Origin of the sequence: Plantactinospora sp. B5E13, assembly GCF_039871775.1 — a bacterium.
GTDB lineage: Bacteria > Actinomycetota > Actinomycetes > Mycobacteriales > Micromonosporaceae > Plantactinospora.
In genome coordinates, this window is the sequence record NZ_JBDPLT010000001.1 from 115,492 (window position 1) to 128,459 (window position 12,968).

Consider the following 12,968-nt stretch of genomic DNA (forward strand, 5'->3'; position numbering starts at 1 on the left):
CGATCTCCTGACCGTTCCGGTCGGTGACGCCCCGGCGGGTCGGCTCAGTCCCGGAGCACCAAATGAGAAACCGCCCCCGGAGGGGCGGACTCGAGCCAGGAGAGGAATCCGGTGACCGTGGACGTCGCCATCGCGATCTCCACGGGCGCCTGGTGGCTGGTACAGCGGAGGATGACCCAGTCGGCGGGCATGATCAGCCGTTCCTGACCCTCGGGCAGCCGCCGGCGCTCGACGGCGAGGCCACGCCGGGAGAGCACCCGCTTCGGCCCGGCGAGGCTGAACATCCGGTACCAACGGAGCTCGGTCTCAGAGAGCCGGGCGAACCCCGGCGACCAGCCCCGGCCGTCCAGGAGGGTGGAGACCCGGACGCTGAGCCGAATGATTCCGCCGGACCTGGTGACCCAGGCCCGGCGGATGAAGAGTGCCGCGATCGCGACGAGCAGGACGAGGACGCCGACTCCGATCCATCGCAAGACCAGCATCGACGCCCCGGATCAGCGCGCTACGGACTCGGTGACGCGGCTGGCGCTCTCGGCCAGTACCGTGACCCCGGAACCGGTCACCGACAGGAATCCGCCGGTCACGTCGTAGCGGAGCTCCTCACCACCGGCCAGCTTGATCCGCACCTGTCCGGGCTCCGCGAGCTGACCCAGCAGCGGAGCGTGCCCCGGCAGCACCCCGAGCTCGCCCTCGGTCGTCCGGGCCACCACCATCTCGGCGTCGCCGGTCCAGATCTTCTCCTCGACGGCTACGAGCTCGACCTGTAGCTGTGCCACGCTGTCTCCTTGCTGCGGCGGCGGGATGGGCAAATTCTAGTCCGGCTCCCAGCATCGCTCCCAGCCGGGTGCCCGGCCCGGAGCGGATCGTCCGCTCCGGGCCGGGCCGGCTCACTTGACCTTGTTCAGCAGTTCCGGATGGGACATCACGAAGGTGTCGATCGTCCCCTCCTTCAGAGCGGCGAAGAACTCCCCGGCGATCGGCTTGAACGCCTCACCCCGGTAGCTGGTTCCCTCGAAGACACCGCCACCCGGCAGTTTGATCATCTGGATCGAGTCGGAGCGCAGGTTGCGCAGGGCCCAGCCGAAGTCCAGCAGCTTGTGGCCCCGACCGCTGAAGATCAGCGACTTCCCGGCCGCCTGCACCACCTTGTCGAGCTTGAGCGGGTTGGTCACCACGTCCTTGCTCAGCGCCTGGTCCGCCATGGCCCGGACGAACTGCTGCTGGTGCCGCTGCCGTCCGTAGTCGCCGTCGGTGACCCCGTTCTCCGGGTAGCGCTGCCGGACGTAGTCCAGCGCCTGCCAGCCCTCCAGGTGGTGGGTGCCCTTCTTGTACGACGCCTGCGGGCCGAGGTAACCGCCGCCGCCCGGCTTCAGCGTGCGCTGCTTGCCGTTCGGCTGCTTGTGCTCGGACTTGACGTTCTGGTCGACGTACATCGTGACACCACCCATCGCGTCGACGATCTTCTGGAAGCCGCCGAAGTTGATGATCGCGCCCGCGTCGAACCGCTTGATCCCGGTGACCTTGCTGACCGTCAGCGAGAGCAGTTCGAAGCCCTGGGCGGCGTCGGGAAGGTTCTTCTTCGGGTTGTGGCTGCCGTACGACATCGCGGCGTTCAACTTGGTCGTGTCACCGCTGAAGTTCGCCTTCTGGAACGGAGGGATCTGCACCACCAGGTCCCGGGGCAACGAGAAGAGGTACGCCGAGTCGAGCGACGCGTTCACGTGCAGGACCATGACCGAGTCGGCCAGCGGCGGTACGTCCGGTCGCCGGGGGTCGATACCGACCAGCAGGATGTTCAGCGGACCCTTGATGTCCACCTTCTTGACCTCGGTGACCCCGGCCGCCTCGTCCCCGAAGAGGTCCTCCTGCTGGACCGCGCCCTCGAACCGGGCGAGCACCGCCTCGAACCCGACCAGACTGCCCCCGCTGAGCACGACGAGCACGATCCCGAAGATCAGGCAGACCCGGGCCCACCTGGGCACCGTGGACTTCTTCCGCCGACCCTCCCGGATCGTCCGCGCGCTGCTCGACCAGCCCTTGCCACCGCCACCGCCGCCGTCCGGTCGGCTTCCGTCCGACCGACGGGTACGTCTGTCGGACCGGCCAGCGCCCTTGCCGCCTTCGCTCACCCGCATCTCTCCGTTCGTCCCACGCCTCTGCCGGCGCGCCTCACCCGTACAGCCCGGTCGGGCGCGGGTCTGCGCGCCCCGTCCTTCACGATCCGTTCCGCCGCCGGCGGCTTGTCCACGGGCACGCGCGCCGCGCGTGCCCACCACGGTGGGTACGCGTCCGGACTCCGACCGCGTCTGGCGACGCTCGGATCCCGCCGACCCGACGGTGGGACGGCGCCGGGCGGCGGTGGCACCACCGCTCGGCGTCGACCCGTCAGGTCAGGTCACTTGACCTTGTTCAACAGCTTGGGATTCGACATCACGAAGGTGTCGATGGTCCCGTCCCGCAGGGCGGCGAAGAAGTCGTCGGCGATCGGGTCGAACCGCTCGCCCCTGTAGTCGCCGCCCTCGACCACACCGCCACCCGGCAGTTTGATCATCTGAATGGTGTCGGAGCGCAGGTTGCGCAGGGCCCAGCCGAAGTCCAACAGTCGGTGGCCCCGACCGCTGAAGATCAGCGACTTCCCGGCCGCCTGCACCACCTTGTCGAGCTTGAGCGGATTGGTCACCACGTCCTTGCTCAGCGCCTGGTCCGCCATGGCCCGGACGAACTGCTGCTGGTGCCGCTGCCGGTCGTAGTCGCCGTTGGGCAGGCCGTACCGCTGCCGGACGTAGTCCAGCGCCTCCCAGCCCTCCAGGTGGCGGGTGCCCTTCTTGTACTCCTTCTGCGGACCGAGGTAACCGCCGCCGCCCGGCTTCAGCGTGCGCTGCTTGCCGTTCGGCTGCTTGTGCTCGGACTTGACGTTCTGGTCGATGTACATGGTGACACCGCCCATCGCGTCGACGATCTTCTGGAAGCCGCCGAAGTTGATGATCGCGCCCGCGTCGAACCGCTTGATCCCGGTGACCTTGCTGACCGTCTGGGAGAGCAGTTCGAAGCCCTGCGCCGCGCTCGGCAACTCGCCCGGCACCTTGCTGCCGTGCGCCATCGCGCCGTTCAGCTTCTCCAGGCCACCGGGGTAGTTGGCCTTGTCGAACCGCGGGATCTGGACCAGCAGGTCCCGGGGCAGCGAGAAGAGGTACGCCGAGTCGAGCGTCGCGTTGGCGTGCAGGATCATGATCGAGTCGGCCAGCGGCGGAGTCTCCGGGTTCCGGGGATCGATGCCGACCAGCAGGATGTTCAGCGGGCCTTTGATGTCCGCCACCTTCGGCGCCCCAGCACCGGCCTCGTCGCCGAAGAGGTCGGCTTCGGTCACCGCACCCTCGAAGCGGGCGAGCGCCATCTGGAAACCACCCAGCGACACGCCGCTGAGGACCACGAGCACCGCGCCGAAGATCGTACAGAGCCGGGCCCAGCGGGGCGCCCGGGACTTCTTCTCCTTCGCCGGCCCGCCCTGCCCCGCCCGCCCCTTGCCGGTGCGAACCCTGCCTTCGCGGACCGGGCCCGCCTCGACACCACCGGGTCGCGCGGCGTCCGAACGGCCACCGGGCTGCCTCAGCACCGGGTACTCCCGGTTCGGGCGGCCGGCTCTCCCGCCCGGTCGGCCTCCGCCCTTGCCGCCTTCACTCACCAGCTTCTCCGTTCGTAGCGCCCCGTAGAGAAGGACGAGCCCACCGGGCAGAGACGTTGCAGAGATTAACGCCGGATTTGCTTGACCGCCAACGGCGGTCCGCGTTAATAACGCGTTACGAAAGGGTCGGAAACGGGTCAAGGACGAAGAAAGGTCTGGGACGACCTGACCACGACCAGCAGAAACGACAAAGGACCGCGTCGGACGAAACCGACGCGGTCCTGTCGTGTGAGCTGGCCCTCGAACTAGTCCTTCATCAGCTCGCGGGCGTTGCGCTCCAGGTCGTCCAGGCCACCGCACATGAAGAACGCCTGCTCGGGGAAGTGGTCGTACTCACCCTCGGCGATCTTCTTGAACGCCTCGACGGTGTCCTTGACCGGCACGTACGAGCCCTTGATGCCGGTGAAGACCTCGGCCGCGTACGTGTTCTGGGAGAGGAACCGCTCGATCCGACGGGCCCGGCCGACGGTGAGCTTGTCCTCCTCCGACAGCTCCTCGATACCGAGGATGGCGATGATGTCCTGCAGGTCCTTGTAGCGCTGCAGGATCCGCTTCACCTCGGAGGCGACCGCGAAGTGCTCGGCGCCGACGAACTCCGGGGCGAGGATCCGCGACGAGGACGCCAGCGGGTCCACCGCCGGGTAGATGCCCTTGTCGGAGATCGACCGCTCCAGGTTGGTGGTGGCGTCGAGGTGGGCGAAGGTGGTGGCCGGCGCCGGGTCGGTGTAGTCGTCCGCCGGCACGTAGATCGCCTGCATCGAGGTGATCGCCTGGCCCCGGACCGAGGTGATCCGCTCCTGCAGCTCGCCCATCTCGTCCGCCAGGGTCGGCTGGTAGCCCACCGCGCTCGGCATCCGGCCGAGCAGGGTGGAGACCTCCGAACCGGCCTGGGTGAACCGGAAGATGTTGTCGATGAAGAGCAGCACTTCCTGCTTGTTCACGTCCCGGAAGTACTCCGCCATGGTCAGCGCGGAGAGCGCCACCCGCAGCCGGGTGCCCGGCGGCTCGTCCATCTGGCCGTAGACCAGCGCGGTCTTGTCGATGACGCCGGACTCGGTCATCTCGTGGATGAGATCGTTGCCCTCACGGGTCCGCTCACCCACACCGGCGAAGACCGAGGTACCACCGAAGTTGTTCGCCACCCGGGTGATCATCTCCTGGATGAGCACCGTCTTGCCGACGCCGGCACCGCCGAACAGGCCGATCTTGCCACCCTTGACGTACGGGGCGAGCAGGTCGATGACCTTGATGCCGGTCTCCAGCATCTCGGTCTTCGGCTCCAGGTCCGCGAAGGCGGGCGCCTTGCGGTGGATCACCCAGCGGTCGGAGGCCTCGAACTTCTCGCCCTCCTTGAGGTTCAGCACCTCGCCGATGGCGTTGAAGACGTGACCCTTGACCGCGTCACCGACCGGCACGGTGATCGGCGAACCGGTGTCGCGTACCTCGGTGCCCCGGACCACACCGTCGGTCGGCTGCATCGAGATCGCCCGGATCATGTTGTCGCCCAGGTGCTGGGCGACCTCCAGGGTGAGGGTCTTGCGCCCGCCGGAGAGTTCCACGTCCAGCTGGAGGGCGTTGAAGATCTCGGGCATGCCATCGCGCGGGAACTCGGCGTCGATGACCGGGCCGATGACCCGGACCACCCGGCCCGTCGCGGTCTTAACTGGAGCAGTCATCACACTTCACTTCCCGACGCGGCCAGCGCGTTGGCGCCGCCGACGATCTCGCTGATCTCCTGGGTGATGCCGGCCTGGCGGGCCGAGTTCATCTCGCGCGTGTACTTCTCGATCATCTCTTCGGCGTTGTCGGTCGCGCTCTTCATCGCCCGACGACGCGAGGCGGACTCGCTCGCCGCCGACTCGATCAACGCCGCGTAGATCCGCGTGTTGATGTACTTCGGCAGCAGCGCGTCGAGCAGCGCCTCCGCCTCCGGCTCGAACTCGTACGCCGGCAGCGGGGTGTTCGCCTCGCTGCGCGGCCGGGTCTCGACCTCCATCGGACCGATGATCCGGGTCACCGGGGTCTGGGACATCAGCGACTTGAACTGCGTGTAGACGATGTGCAGCTCGTCGACGCCGAGCACCCCGTCGATGCCCGGGCCGCCGCCGTCGACGTCGTCCGCGCCGGAGACGAACGCCTTGACCAGCGTGTCACCGACCTGCTTGGCGTCCTCGAAGGTCGGCTGCTCGGAGAAGCCGGTCCAGCTCGCCTCGACCTTGCGCTGCCGGAACCGGTAGTAACCGACCCCCTTGCGGCCGATCACGTACAGCACCGGCTCCTTGCCGTCGGCCCGCAGCCGCGCGATCAGCGACTCGGCCGCCTTGACCGCGTTGGAGGTGTATCCACCGGCCAGACCACGGTCGCTGGTGACCACGACCACCCCCGCCCGGCGCACCTTCGGCCGGGCGGTCAACAGCGGGTGGTCGATGCTCGCGTTGGAGGCCAGCGCCGTGAGCACGCCGGTGATGGCCTGGGCGTACGGCAGCGAGGCCTCGACCCGGGACTGGGCCTTGGCGAGCCGACTCGTCGCGACGAGCTCCATCGCCTTGGTGATCTTCTTCATCGACTTCGCCGAGCGGATCCGTTGACGAAGAACGCGAACCTGGGCAGCCACGGGTCAGCCCTACTTCTCGTCCGACGCGGGCTCGCCGTCCCGGTACCGGGTGACGGTCTCGCGGTCCTGCTCGCCCTCCAGCGGCTGGGCCGGCGCCTCGTTGATCCGCACGCCGTCCTCCTTGCCGAGGAACATCTGCTTGAACCGGGTGACGGCCTCGTTCAGGGAGTTGATGATGTCGTCGTCCCAGTTGTTGTCCGCGATCGACTGCATCGTCGGCTTGTACTGGTGACGGAGGAACTCCAGGAACTCGGACTCGAAGCGCCGGACCTCACCGATCGCGATGTCGTCCAGCTTGCCCTCGGTGCCGATCCAGACCGAGACCACCTGCTCCTCCACCGGGAAGGGCGAGTAGTTGGTCTGCTTCAGCAGCTCGACCAGCCGGGCACCCCGGCTGAGCTGGTCCTGCGAGGCCTTGTCCAGGTCCGAGGCGAGGGCGGCGAACGCCTCCAGCTCGCGGTACTGGGCGAGGTCCAGGCGGAGCCGGCCGGCGACCTTCTTCATCGGCTTGACCTGCGCGGCACCACCGACCCGGGAGACCGAGGTACCCACGTTGATCGCCGGCCGGACACCCTGGTTGAACAGGTCCGTCTCCAGGAAGATCTGGCCGTCGGTGATCGAGATGACGTTGGTCGGGATGAACGCCGAGATGTCGTTGCCCTTGGTCTCGATGATCGGCAGACCGGTCATCGAGCCGCCGCCCATCTCGTCGGAGAGCTTCGCGCAGCGCTCCAGCAGCCGGGAGTGCAGGTAGAAGACGTCACCCGGGTACGCCTCACGGCCCGGCGGGCGACGCAGCAGCAGCGACACGGCCCGGTACGCCTCGGCCTGCTTGGTCAGGTCGTCGAAGACGATCAGGACGTGCTTGCCGCCGTACATCCAGTGCTGGCCGATCGACGAGCCGGCGTACGGGGCGATGTACTTGAAGCCGGCCGGGTCGGAGGCGGGCGACGCGACGATGGTGGTGTACTCCATCGCGCCGTGCTCCTCGAGCAGGCCCTTCACCGAGGCGATGGTCGAGCCCTTCTGCCCGATCGCCACGTAGATGCAGCGGACCTGCTTCGCCGGGTCGCCGGAGAGCCAGTTGTCACGCTGGTTGAGGATGGTGTCCAGGGCGACCGTGGTCTTGCCGGTACGCCGGTCACCGATGATCAGCTGCCGCTGGCCCCGGCCGATCGCGGTCATCGCGTCGATGGCCTTGAGACCGGTCTGCAGCGCCTCGCTGACGGACTGCCGGGCCATCACGTTCGGGGCCTGCAGCTCCAGCTCGCGGTAGCCCTCGTTGGCGATGTCGCCGAGGCCGTCGATCGGCTCGCCGAGCGGGTTGACCACCCGGCCGAGGAACGCGTCGCCGACCGGCACCGAGAGCACCCGGCCGGTGCGCTTGACGCGCTGCCCCTCCTCGATCCCGCCGTAGTCACCGAGGACCACGACGCCGATGTCCCGGACGTCGAGGTTCAGCGCGACACCGAGGGTGCCGTCCTCGAACTCGAGCAGCTCGTTGGTCATGGTCGAGGGCAGGCCCTCGACGTGGGCGATGCCGTCACCGGCGTCGGCGACGGTGCCGACCTCCTCACGGGAGACGTCGGGCGAATAGGAGGAGACGTAGCGCTCCAGCGCGCCGCGGATCTCCTCCGACGAGATGGTCAGCTCGGCCATCCTCTTCTTCCTCTATTCAGGGCCCGGTTAACCGGAACGGCGTGGATGTCTGCTCAGCGCTCTGCGTACGCGTCGAGGGAACTCAACGCTTCGCGAGCGCGTTTCGGGTGTCGGTGAGGCGGCGCAGGATCGTGCCGTCGTAGAGGTCCGAACCGATCCGGACGCTCAGGCCGCCGAGCACCGAGGGGTCCACCGTCTGCTTGACGGAGACCTCTCGACCGTATAGCTCGGTGAGCTTGGCGCCCAGCCGGCGTTCCTCGTCGTCGGAGAGCGGGGCCGCGACCGTGACGTACGCGACCTGGCGGTCCCGCCGGTCCGCGGCCAACTCGACGAGCCGGGTCAGCGCCCCGGTGAAGGAGCGCCCACCGAACCCGGCGAGCGCCACCTCGACCAGCTTGACCGTGACCGCCGAGGCCTTGCCGGCCAGCAGCGACCCGGTCAGCTCGGCCCGCTGCGCCACCGGCGCGATCGGGTCGGAGAGCACGTTGCTCAGCTCCGGGTTGGCGGCGACCAGCTGACCGAAGCGGAACAACTCGTCCTCCACCTCGCCCAGCTCCCCGGCGCGGTCGGCGCTGGCCAGCAGCGCCTCCACACCGAGCCGCTCGGTCCCCGCCAACAGCTCCGACGGGGCCGACCAGCGGCCGCCGACCAGCGTGCCGAGCAGTTCGCGGGCGTCGGCGCCGATCTTGTCGCCGACCAGGTTGCCCAGCAGGCCGACCCGGTCCTCACCGGCCCGGGCCGGGTCGGAGAGGGCCCGGCGCAGCCGCGGCTCCCGCCGCAGCAGGCCGGCGACCAGACCGATCTGGTCACCGGTGCTGGCGACCTCGTCGGCCGCGGCCGCCCCGGCGTACGCGTCGAGACGCTGCCGCGCGGCGGCGTACGACTCCCGGCTTGCGGCCTGCATCAGCTCGTCCTCACGGCGGAGCCGTTGGCGCCGTTACCGGCCCCGACGCCCTCCAGGTCGGCGAGGAACCGCTCGACGGTGCCCTTGCGGCGGGCCTCGTCGGCCAGCGACTCACCGACGATCCGGCCGGCCAGGTCGACCGCGATGGTGCCCACCTCGGTACGCAGCTCGCGCACGATGGTGGCCCGCTCGGCGGCGAGCTGGTCCTTGCCGGCCTGGATGATCCGCTCGGACTCCTCGCGGGCCTTGGCCAGCACGTCCGAACGGATGCCCTCGGCGTCGGCCCGCGCGTCGTCGCGGATCTTCGCCGCGTCGGTGCGCGCCTCGGCGAGCTGCGCGCGGTACTGCTCCAGCAGCTGGTTGGCCTCGGCCTGCGCGGCCTCGGCACGCTTGATGCCGCCCTCGATCGCGTCGACCCGGGCCTGGAACGTCTGCTCCATGCGCGGGAAGACGAACTTAATCAGTACGAAGCAGAGCAGCGCAAAGGCGACCGAGCCGACCACGATCTCCTGCCAGAGCGGCACGATCGGGTTGTGGCCACCCTCGGCGGCGAGACTGAACATCCGGAACCTCCCGTTCGAGGGGTACGGCTAGTTGCCGAAGGCGTAGCCGAAGGCGATGCCCAGCAGGGCGAGCAGCTCGATGACGGCGAAGCCGATCCAGACGTACGGCAGGGTCAGGCGGGACGACTCCGGCTGGCGGGCGGTCGACTGGATGTAGGCGCTGAAGACCAGGCCGACACCGATACCCGGGCCGATGGCCGCGAGGCCGTAGCCGATGGAGCTGAGGCTGCCGGTGATTTCGACGGCGGCGAGGGTCGACGACAACATTGGTTGGTTCCTCCTGAGATCACGCGTGACGGTTCACGCGGGACGACAACGGTGTGCGGTTGTGGGCTCAGTGTTCGTCAGCGAGCGCGCCCTGCACGTAGCTCGCGCTCAGCACGGTGAAGATGTACGCCTGCAGGACGATGACCAGGGCCTCCAGGAAGGTGATCGCGATCGACACCGCCCAGGACAGCACCGAGATCGGCTTCAGGAAGAAGGCGTCGGCGTTCAGCAGCACGAACCCGCCGAGCGTGAAGACCAGCAGGATGATGTGTCCGGCGAACAGGTTGGCGAACAACCGCAGCGCCAGCGAGACCGGCCGGGCGATGAAGGTCGAGATGATCTCGATCGGGATCAGCAGCGGCTGCATGAACCACGGTGCCGGCGGCATCAGCGAATGCTTCATGAACTTCGCGAAACCGTGGTGTCGGATGCCGACCCAGATGAACATCACGTAGCTGATGATCGCCAGAATCGCCGGAAAGGCGATGTGTGTGTTCGGCGAGATCTGCACGCCCGGGATGATCTGCCAGAGGTTGTTCATGAGGATGAACACGAACAGCGTGGTGAAGTACGGCGCGAACGCGACTCCACGGTGCCCGATCATGTCCACCGCGATGTTGTTCCGGACGAAGCCGTAGATCGACTCGGCGATCCACTGCTTCCTCGTCGGCACCAGCTGCGGCTTCCGGTAGCTCAGCAGGAAGAAGATGATCAGGATGCCGACGGACACCCAGACCAGTGCGGTGAACTTGGTGAACCAGTACGAGTTGTGCTCGCCCCACGGCACGATGGCCGGCAGGAAGAAGTCCTCCACGCTGGGTGGAAACGGAATGTCGCCCTCTGCCGCGAGGACGATCGACTGTCCGATCACCGCGTCCCTTCCCTAGCTAGGGGTGCCAAGTCGGCGGATGACCAGGTAGACGCCCCCGGCCCCGCCGAGCAGGAACCCGATCCCGGTGGCCAGACCACCGGTGTCGAGCCACTGGTCGACCAACCAACCGATGAAACCCCACACCGCCAGACCTCCGATGAGGTATCCGAGCGCGGTGTAGCCAGCGCCGGACTCGGGCGGAGGGCCTGAGCCGCCTGCGGGCTGGGGGGTTTGGTCACCGGTCATGACGGCCGAACGATATCAGCCGGGGATACCAGGCTGAGCCTCACCCCCCGCACAACCCTGGTTGTGTGGGCAGCTGGGTGGGCGCGTCGTCTCCCCGGCACGCTACTCCGGTTCGGCCCACTCAGGAATGACCGATCACTGACAGTTTGCTGTGGCGTCCCACGAAGCGGACCGACGCCGAACCGGACGGCGCCACGCGAGGCGTCCGGAAGCCGCCTCAGCCGTCGGTCGCGCGCCGCAGCCGGGCCTGGTGGATCCGGGTCACCCACCAGATGTTCGCCCCGGTCCAGACCACCACACCGACCATGACACCGACGCCGAACGGCCGAAGACCAGCCCAGCCGCTGCCGGCCACCCCGGCCATCACCACACCGAGCACGGTGAACTTCACGATGTACATGCCCAGCCCGGACGGGAGCACCAGTCTCGGGTCCACCGAGTCGGCCCAGGCGATCACCAGGGTGGAGAGGAGATAACTGACCGTGACCACGCCGACGCCGGTGGCCGCCCCGAGCGCGCCGACGCCGCCGGCGGCCAGCCCGCCGACCACGGCGGCGAGGACCAGCAGCGCCAGCGAGGCGCCGAGCACCGTCGGCAGATGCGCCAGCCGCCAGTGCCGTTCTCCCCAACCGGCGCCGGCCGCCGGCGCCCCGGCCGGATCGTCCGGCGTGTCGCCGCCGCGCGGCGTGTCGACACCGGTCGCCACGCCGGTGGCCGACACGCCCGTGTCCGCCACGCCGCCGTTCGCCACGCCGCCGTTCGCCACGCCGCCGTTCGCCACGCCGCCGTTCGCCACGCCGCCGTCCGCCACGCCGCCGCCCACCACGCCGGTGGTCGCCCCGGCCACCCGCCCCGCCGGCTCAGCCACGGGGGTACGCCGGAAACGCCGTCACCAGCTCGGTGACCTCGGTGGCGACCCGGGCGAGGGTGTCGGTGCCCCCGGGTCCGGCCGGGTCGGTCCGTACCGCCCGGGAGATCAGGTCGGCGATCCGCCGCATCTCCGGCTCCTTCATGCCCTGGGTGGTGACGCTCGGCGTACCGACCCGGATCCCGGAGGCGACCATCGGCTTCTCCGGGTCGTACGGGATCGCGTTCTTGTTCAGCGTGATGCCGGCGGCATCACACCGGGCCTCGGCGTCCCGACCGGTCACCCCGAGCGTCCGCAGGTCGATCAGGGCCAGATGGGTGTCGGTGCCGCCGGAGACCGGCCGCATCCCCGCCTCGGCGAGGGCGCCGGCCAGCGCCTTCGCGTTCTGGACCACCTGGGCAGCGTACGCCTGGAACTCGGGGGACGCCGCCTCGCGCAGGGCGACCGCCTTGGCGGCGACGGCGTGCATCAGCGGGCCGCCCTGGGTGAACGGGAAGACGGCCTTGTCGATCCGCTCGGCGAGCGAGTCGCGACACAGGATCATTCCGCCGCGCGGCCCGCGCAGCACCTTGTGGGTGGTGGCGCAGACCACGTCGGCGTACGGCACCGGGGACGGGATCGCCCCGCCGGCGACCAGTCCGATGAAGTGGGCCGCGTCCACCATCAGGTACGCGTCGACCTCGTCGGCGATCTCCCGGAACCGGGCGAAGTCGATCAGGCGGGGGTAGGCGGTCGCCCCACAGATGATCATCTTGGGTCGGTGTGCCAGGGCGAGGTCCCGCACCTCGTCGTAGTCGATCACCTCGCTGTCCCGGCGTACCCGGTAGCCGACCGTGTCGAACCACTTCCCGGAGAAGTTGACCCGGCTGCCGTGGGTCAGGTGGCCGCCGTGCGGCAGGTCCATCGCCAGCACCGTGTCGCCGGGCTGGACCAGTGCCGCGTACGCGGCCAGGTTGGCGCTCGCCCCGGAGTGCGGCTGCAGGTTCGCGTGCTCGGCCCCGAACAGCGCCTTCGCCCGGTCGATGCCGATCTGCTCGGCCCGGTCCACCTGGGCACACCCGCCGTAGTACCGCCGCCCCGGATAGCCCTCGGCGTACTTGTTGGTCAGGGTCGAGCCGAGCGCGGCCAGTACCGCCGGCGAGGTCAGGTTCTCGCTGGCGATCAACTGCAACCCGCCCCGGAGCCGGTCCAGCTCGCCGAGCACCACCGCCGCGATCTCCGGATCGGTCTCGGTCAGCTCACCGAAGTCCGGCCCCCAGAAGAGCGTCACCTCGCCACTCCACACCCACAGCCA

Annotated in this window: 14 protein-coding genes; all 14 read right to left on the reverse strand. The window is 69.1% G+C overall.

Translation table 11 applies throughout. The features are described from left to right. Positions 1-44: 44 nt before the first annotated feature. On the reverse strand, positions 45-482 hold the full coding sequence (locus tag ABGB05_RS00525; protein WP_347651070.1) for a DUF2550 domain-containing protein: 438 nt from the start codon (positions 480-482) through the stop codon (positions 45-47). Positions 483-494: 12 nt separating this feature from the next. Continuing rightward, positions 495-776: a F0F1 ATP synthase subunit epsilon gene (locus ABGB05_RS00530; protein ID WP_347651071.1), complete on the reverse strand. Its 282-nt coding sequence runs from the start codon at positions 774-776 to the stop codon at positions 495-497. Between the two features lie 111 nt (positions 777-887). Continuing rightward, complete coding sequence (locus tag ABGB05_RS00535; protein WP_347651072.1) at positions 888-2,135, reverse strand: LCP family protein; 1,248 nt, start codon at positions 2,133-2,135, stop codon at positions 888-890. Positions 2,136-2,395: 260 nt separating this feature from the next. After that, positions 2,396-3,613 (reverse strand): LCP family protein, encoded by a 1,218-nt coding sequence (locus tag ABGB05_RS00540; protein ID WP_347651073.1) that lies wholly within the window; start codon positions 3,611-3,613, stop codon positions 2,396-2,398. A gap of 314 nt (positions 3,614-3,927) precedes the next feature. Further along, on the reverse strand, positions 3,928-5,358 hold the full coding sequence (gene atpD / locus ABGB05_RS00545; RefSeq protein WP_347651074.1) for a F0F1 ATP synthase subunit beta: 1,431 nt from the start codon (positions 5,356-5,358) through the stop codon (positions 3,928-3,930). Then, positions 5,358-6,296 (reverse strand): F0F1 ATP synthase subunit gamma, encoded by a 939-nt coding sequence (locus ABGB05_RS00550; RefSeq protein ID WP_347651075.1) that lies wholly within the window; start codon positions 6,294-6,296, stop codon positions 5,358-5,360. The genes atpD and ABGB05_RS00550 overlap by 1 nt, the downstream gene beginning before the upstream one ends. A 9-nt stretch (positions 6,297-6,305) precedes the next feature. Then, positions 6,306-7,955 carry a F0F1 ATP synthase subunit alpha gene (atpA, locus tag ABGB05_RS00555; RefSeq protein ID WP_347651076.1) on the reverse strand — a complete coding sequence of 550 codons (1,650 nt, stop codon included), beginning with the start codon at positions 7,953-7,955 and terminating at the stop codon, positions 6,306-6,308. A gap of 82 nt (positions 7,956-8,037) precedes the next feature. Further along, positions 8,038-8,859, reverse strand: coding sequence for a F0F1 ATP synthase subunit delta (locus ABGB05_RS00560; RefSeq protein WP_347651077.1), 822 nt, complete (start codon positions 8,857-8,859; stop codon positions 8,038-8,040). Then, complete coding sequence (locus tag ABGB05_RS00565; RefSeq protein ID WP_347651078.1) at positions 8,859-9,422, reverse strand: F0F1 ATP synthase subunit B; 564 nt, start codon at positions 9,420-9,422, stop codon at positions 8,859-8,861. Before ABGB05_RS00565 ends, ABGB05_RS00560 begins: the two co-directional genes overlap by 1 nt. A 27-nt stretch (positions 9,423-9,449) precedes the next feature. Beyond that, positions 9,450-9,689, reverse strand: coding sequence for a F0F1 ATP synthase subunit C (locus ABGB05_RS00570; protein WP_347651079.1), 240 nt, complete (start codon positions 9,687-9,689; stop codon positions 9,450-9,452). 67 nt (positions 9,690-9,756) lie between these two features. Then, positions 9,757-10,560, reverse strand: coding sequence for a F0F1 ATP synthase subunit A (gene atpB, locus ABGB05_RS00575; RefSeq protein ID WP_347651080.1), 804 nt, complete (start codon positions 10,558-10,560; stop codon positions 9,757-9,759). 12 nt (positions 10,561-10,572) lie between these two features. Continuing rightward, positions 10,573-10,806 carry an AtpZ/AtpI family protein gene (locus ABGB05_RS00580; RefSeq protein ID WP_331212841.1) on the reverse strand — a complete coding sequence of 78 codons (234 nt, stop codon included), beginning with the start codon at positions 10,804-10,806 and terminating at the stop codon, positions 10,573-10,575. Between the two features lie 217 nt (positions 10,807-11,023). Continuing rightward, positions 11,024-11,674 carry a hypothetical protein gene (locus tag ABGB05_RS00585; protein ID WP_347651081.1) on the reverse strand — a complete coding sequence of 217 codons (651 nt, stop codon included), beginning with the start codon at positions 11,672-11,674 and terminating at the stop codon, positions 11,024-11,026. After that, on the reverse strand, positions 11,667-12,944 hold the full coding sequence (gene glyA, locus ABGB05_RS00590) for a serine hydroxymethyltransferase (RefSeq protein ID WP_347651082.1): 1,278 nt from the start codon (positions 12,942-12,944) through the stop codon (positions 11,667-11,669). The genes ABGB05_RS00585 and glyA overlap by 8 nt, the downstream gene beginning before the upstream one ends. Between the last annotated feature and the right edge of the window lie 24 nt (positions 12,945-12,968).

Bases quoted from the DNA above. Each gene is read 5' to 3' on its own strand.
- atpA (WP_347651076.1), bottom strand. From the start codon at position 7,955: ATGGCCGAGCTGACCATCTCGTCGGAGGAGATCCGCGGCGCGCTGGAG.
- atpD (WP_347651074.1), bottom strand. From the start codon at position 5,358: ATGACTGCTCCAGTTAAGACCGCGACGGGCCGGGTGGTCCGGGTCATC.
- ABGB05_RS00565 (WP_347651078.1), bottom strand. From the start codon at position 9,422: ATGTTCAGTCTCGCCGCCGAGGGTGGCCACAACCCGATCGTGCCGCTC.
- ABGB05_RS00535 (WP_347651072.1), bottom strand. From the start codon at position 2,135: ATGCGGGTGAGCGAAGGCGGCAAGGGCGCTGGCCGGTCCGACAGACGT.
- ABGB05_RS00525 (WP_347651070.1), bottom strand. From the start codon at position 482: ATGCTGGTCTTGCGATGGATCGGAGTCGGCGTCCTCGTCCTGCTCGTC.
- ABGB05_RS00580 (WP_331212841.1), bottom strand. From the start codon at position 10,806: ATGACCGGTGACCAAACCCCCCAGCCCGCAGGCGGCTCAGGCCCTCCG.
- ABGB05_RS00570 (WP_347651079.1), bottom strand. From the start codon at position 9,689: ATGTTGTCGTCGACCCTCGCCGCCGTCGAAATCACCGGCAGCCTCAGC.
- ABGB05_RS00560 (WP_347651077.1), bottom strand. From the start codon at position 8,859: ATGCAGGCCGCAAGCCGGGAGTCGTACGCCGCCGCGCGGCAGCGTCTC.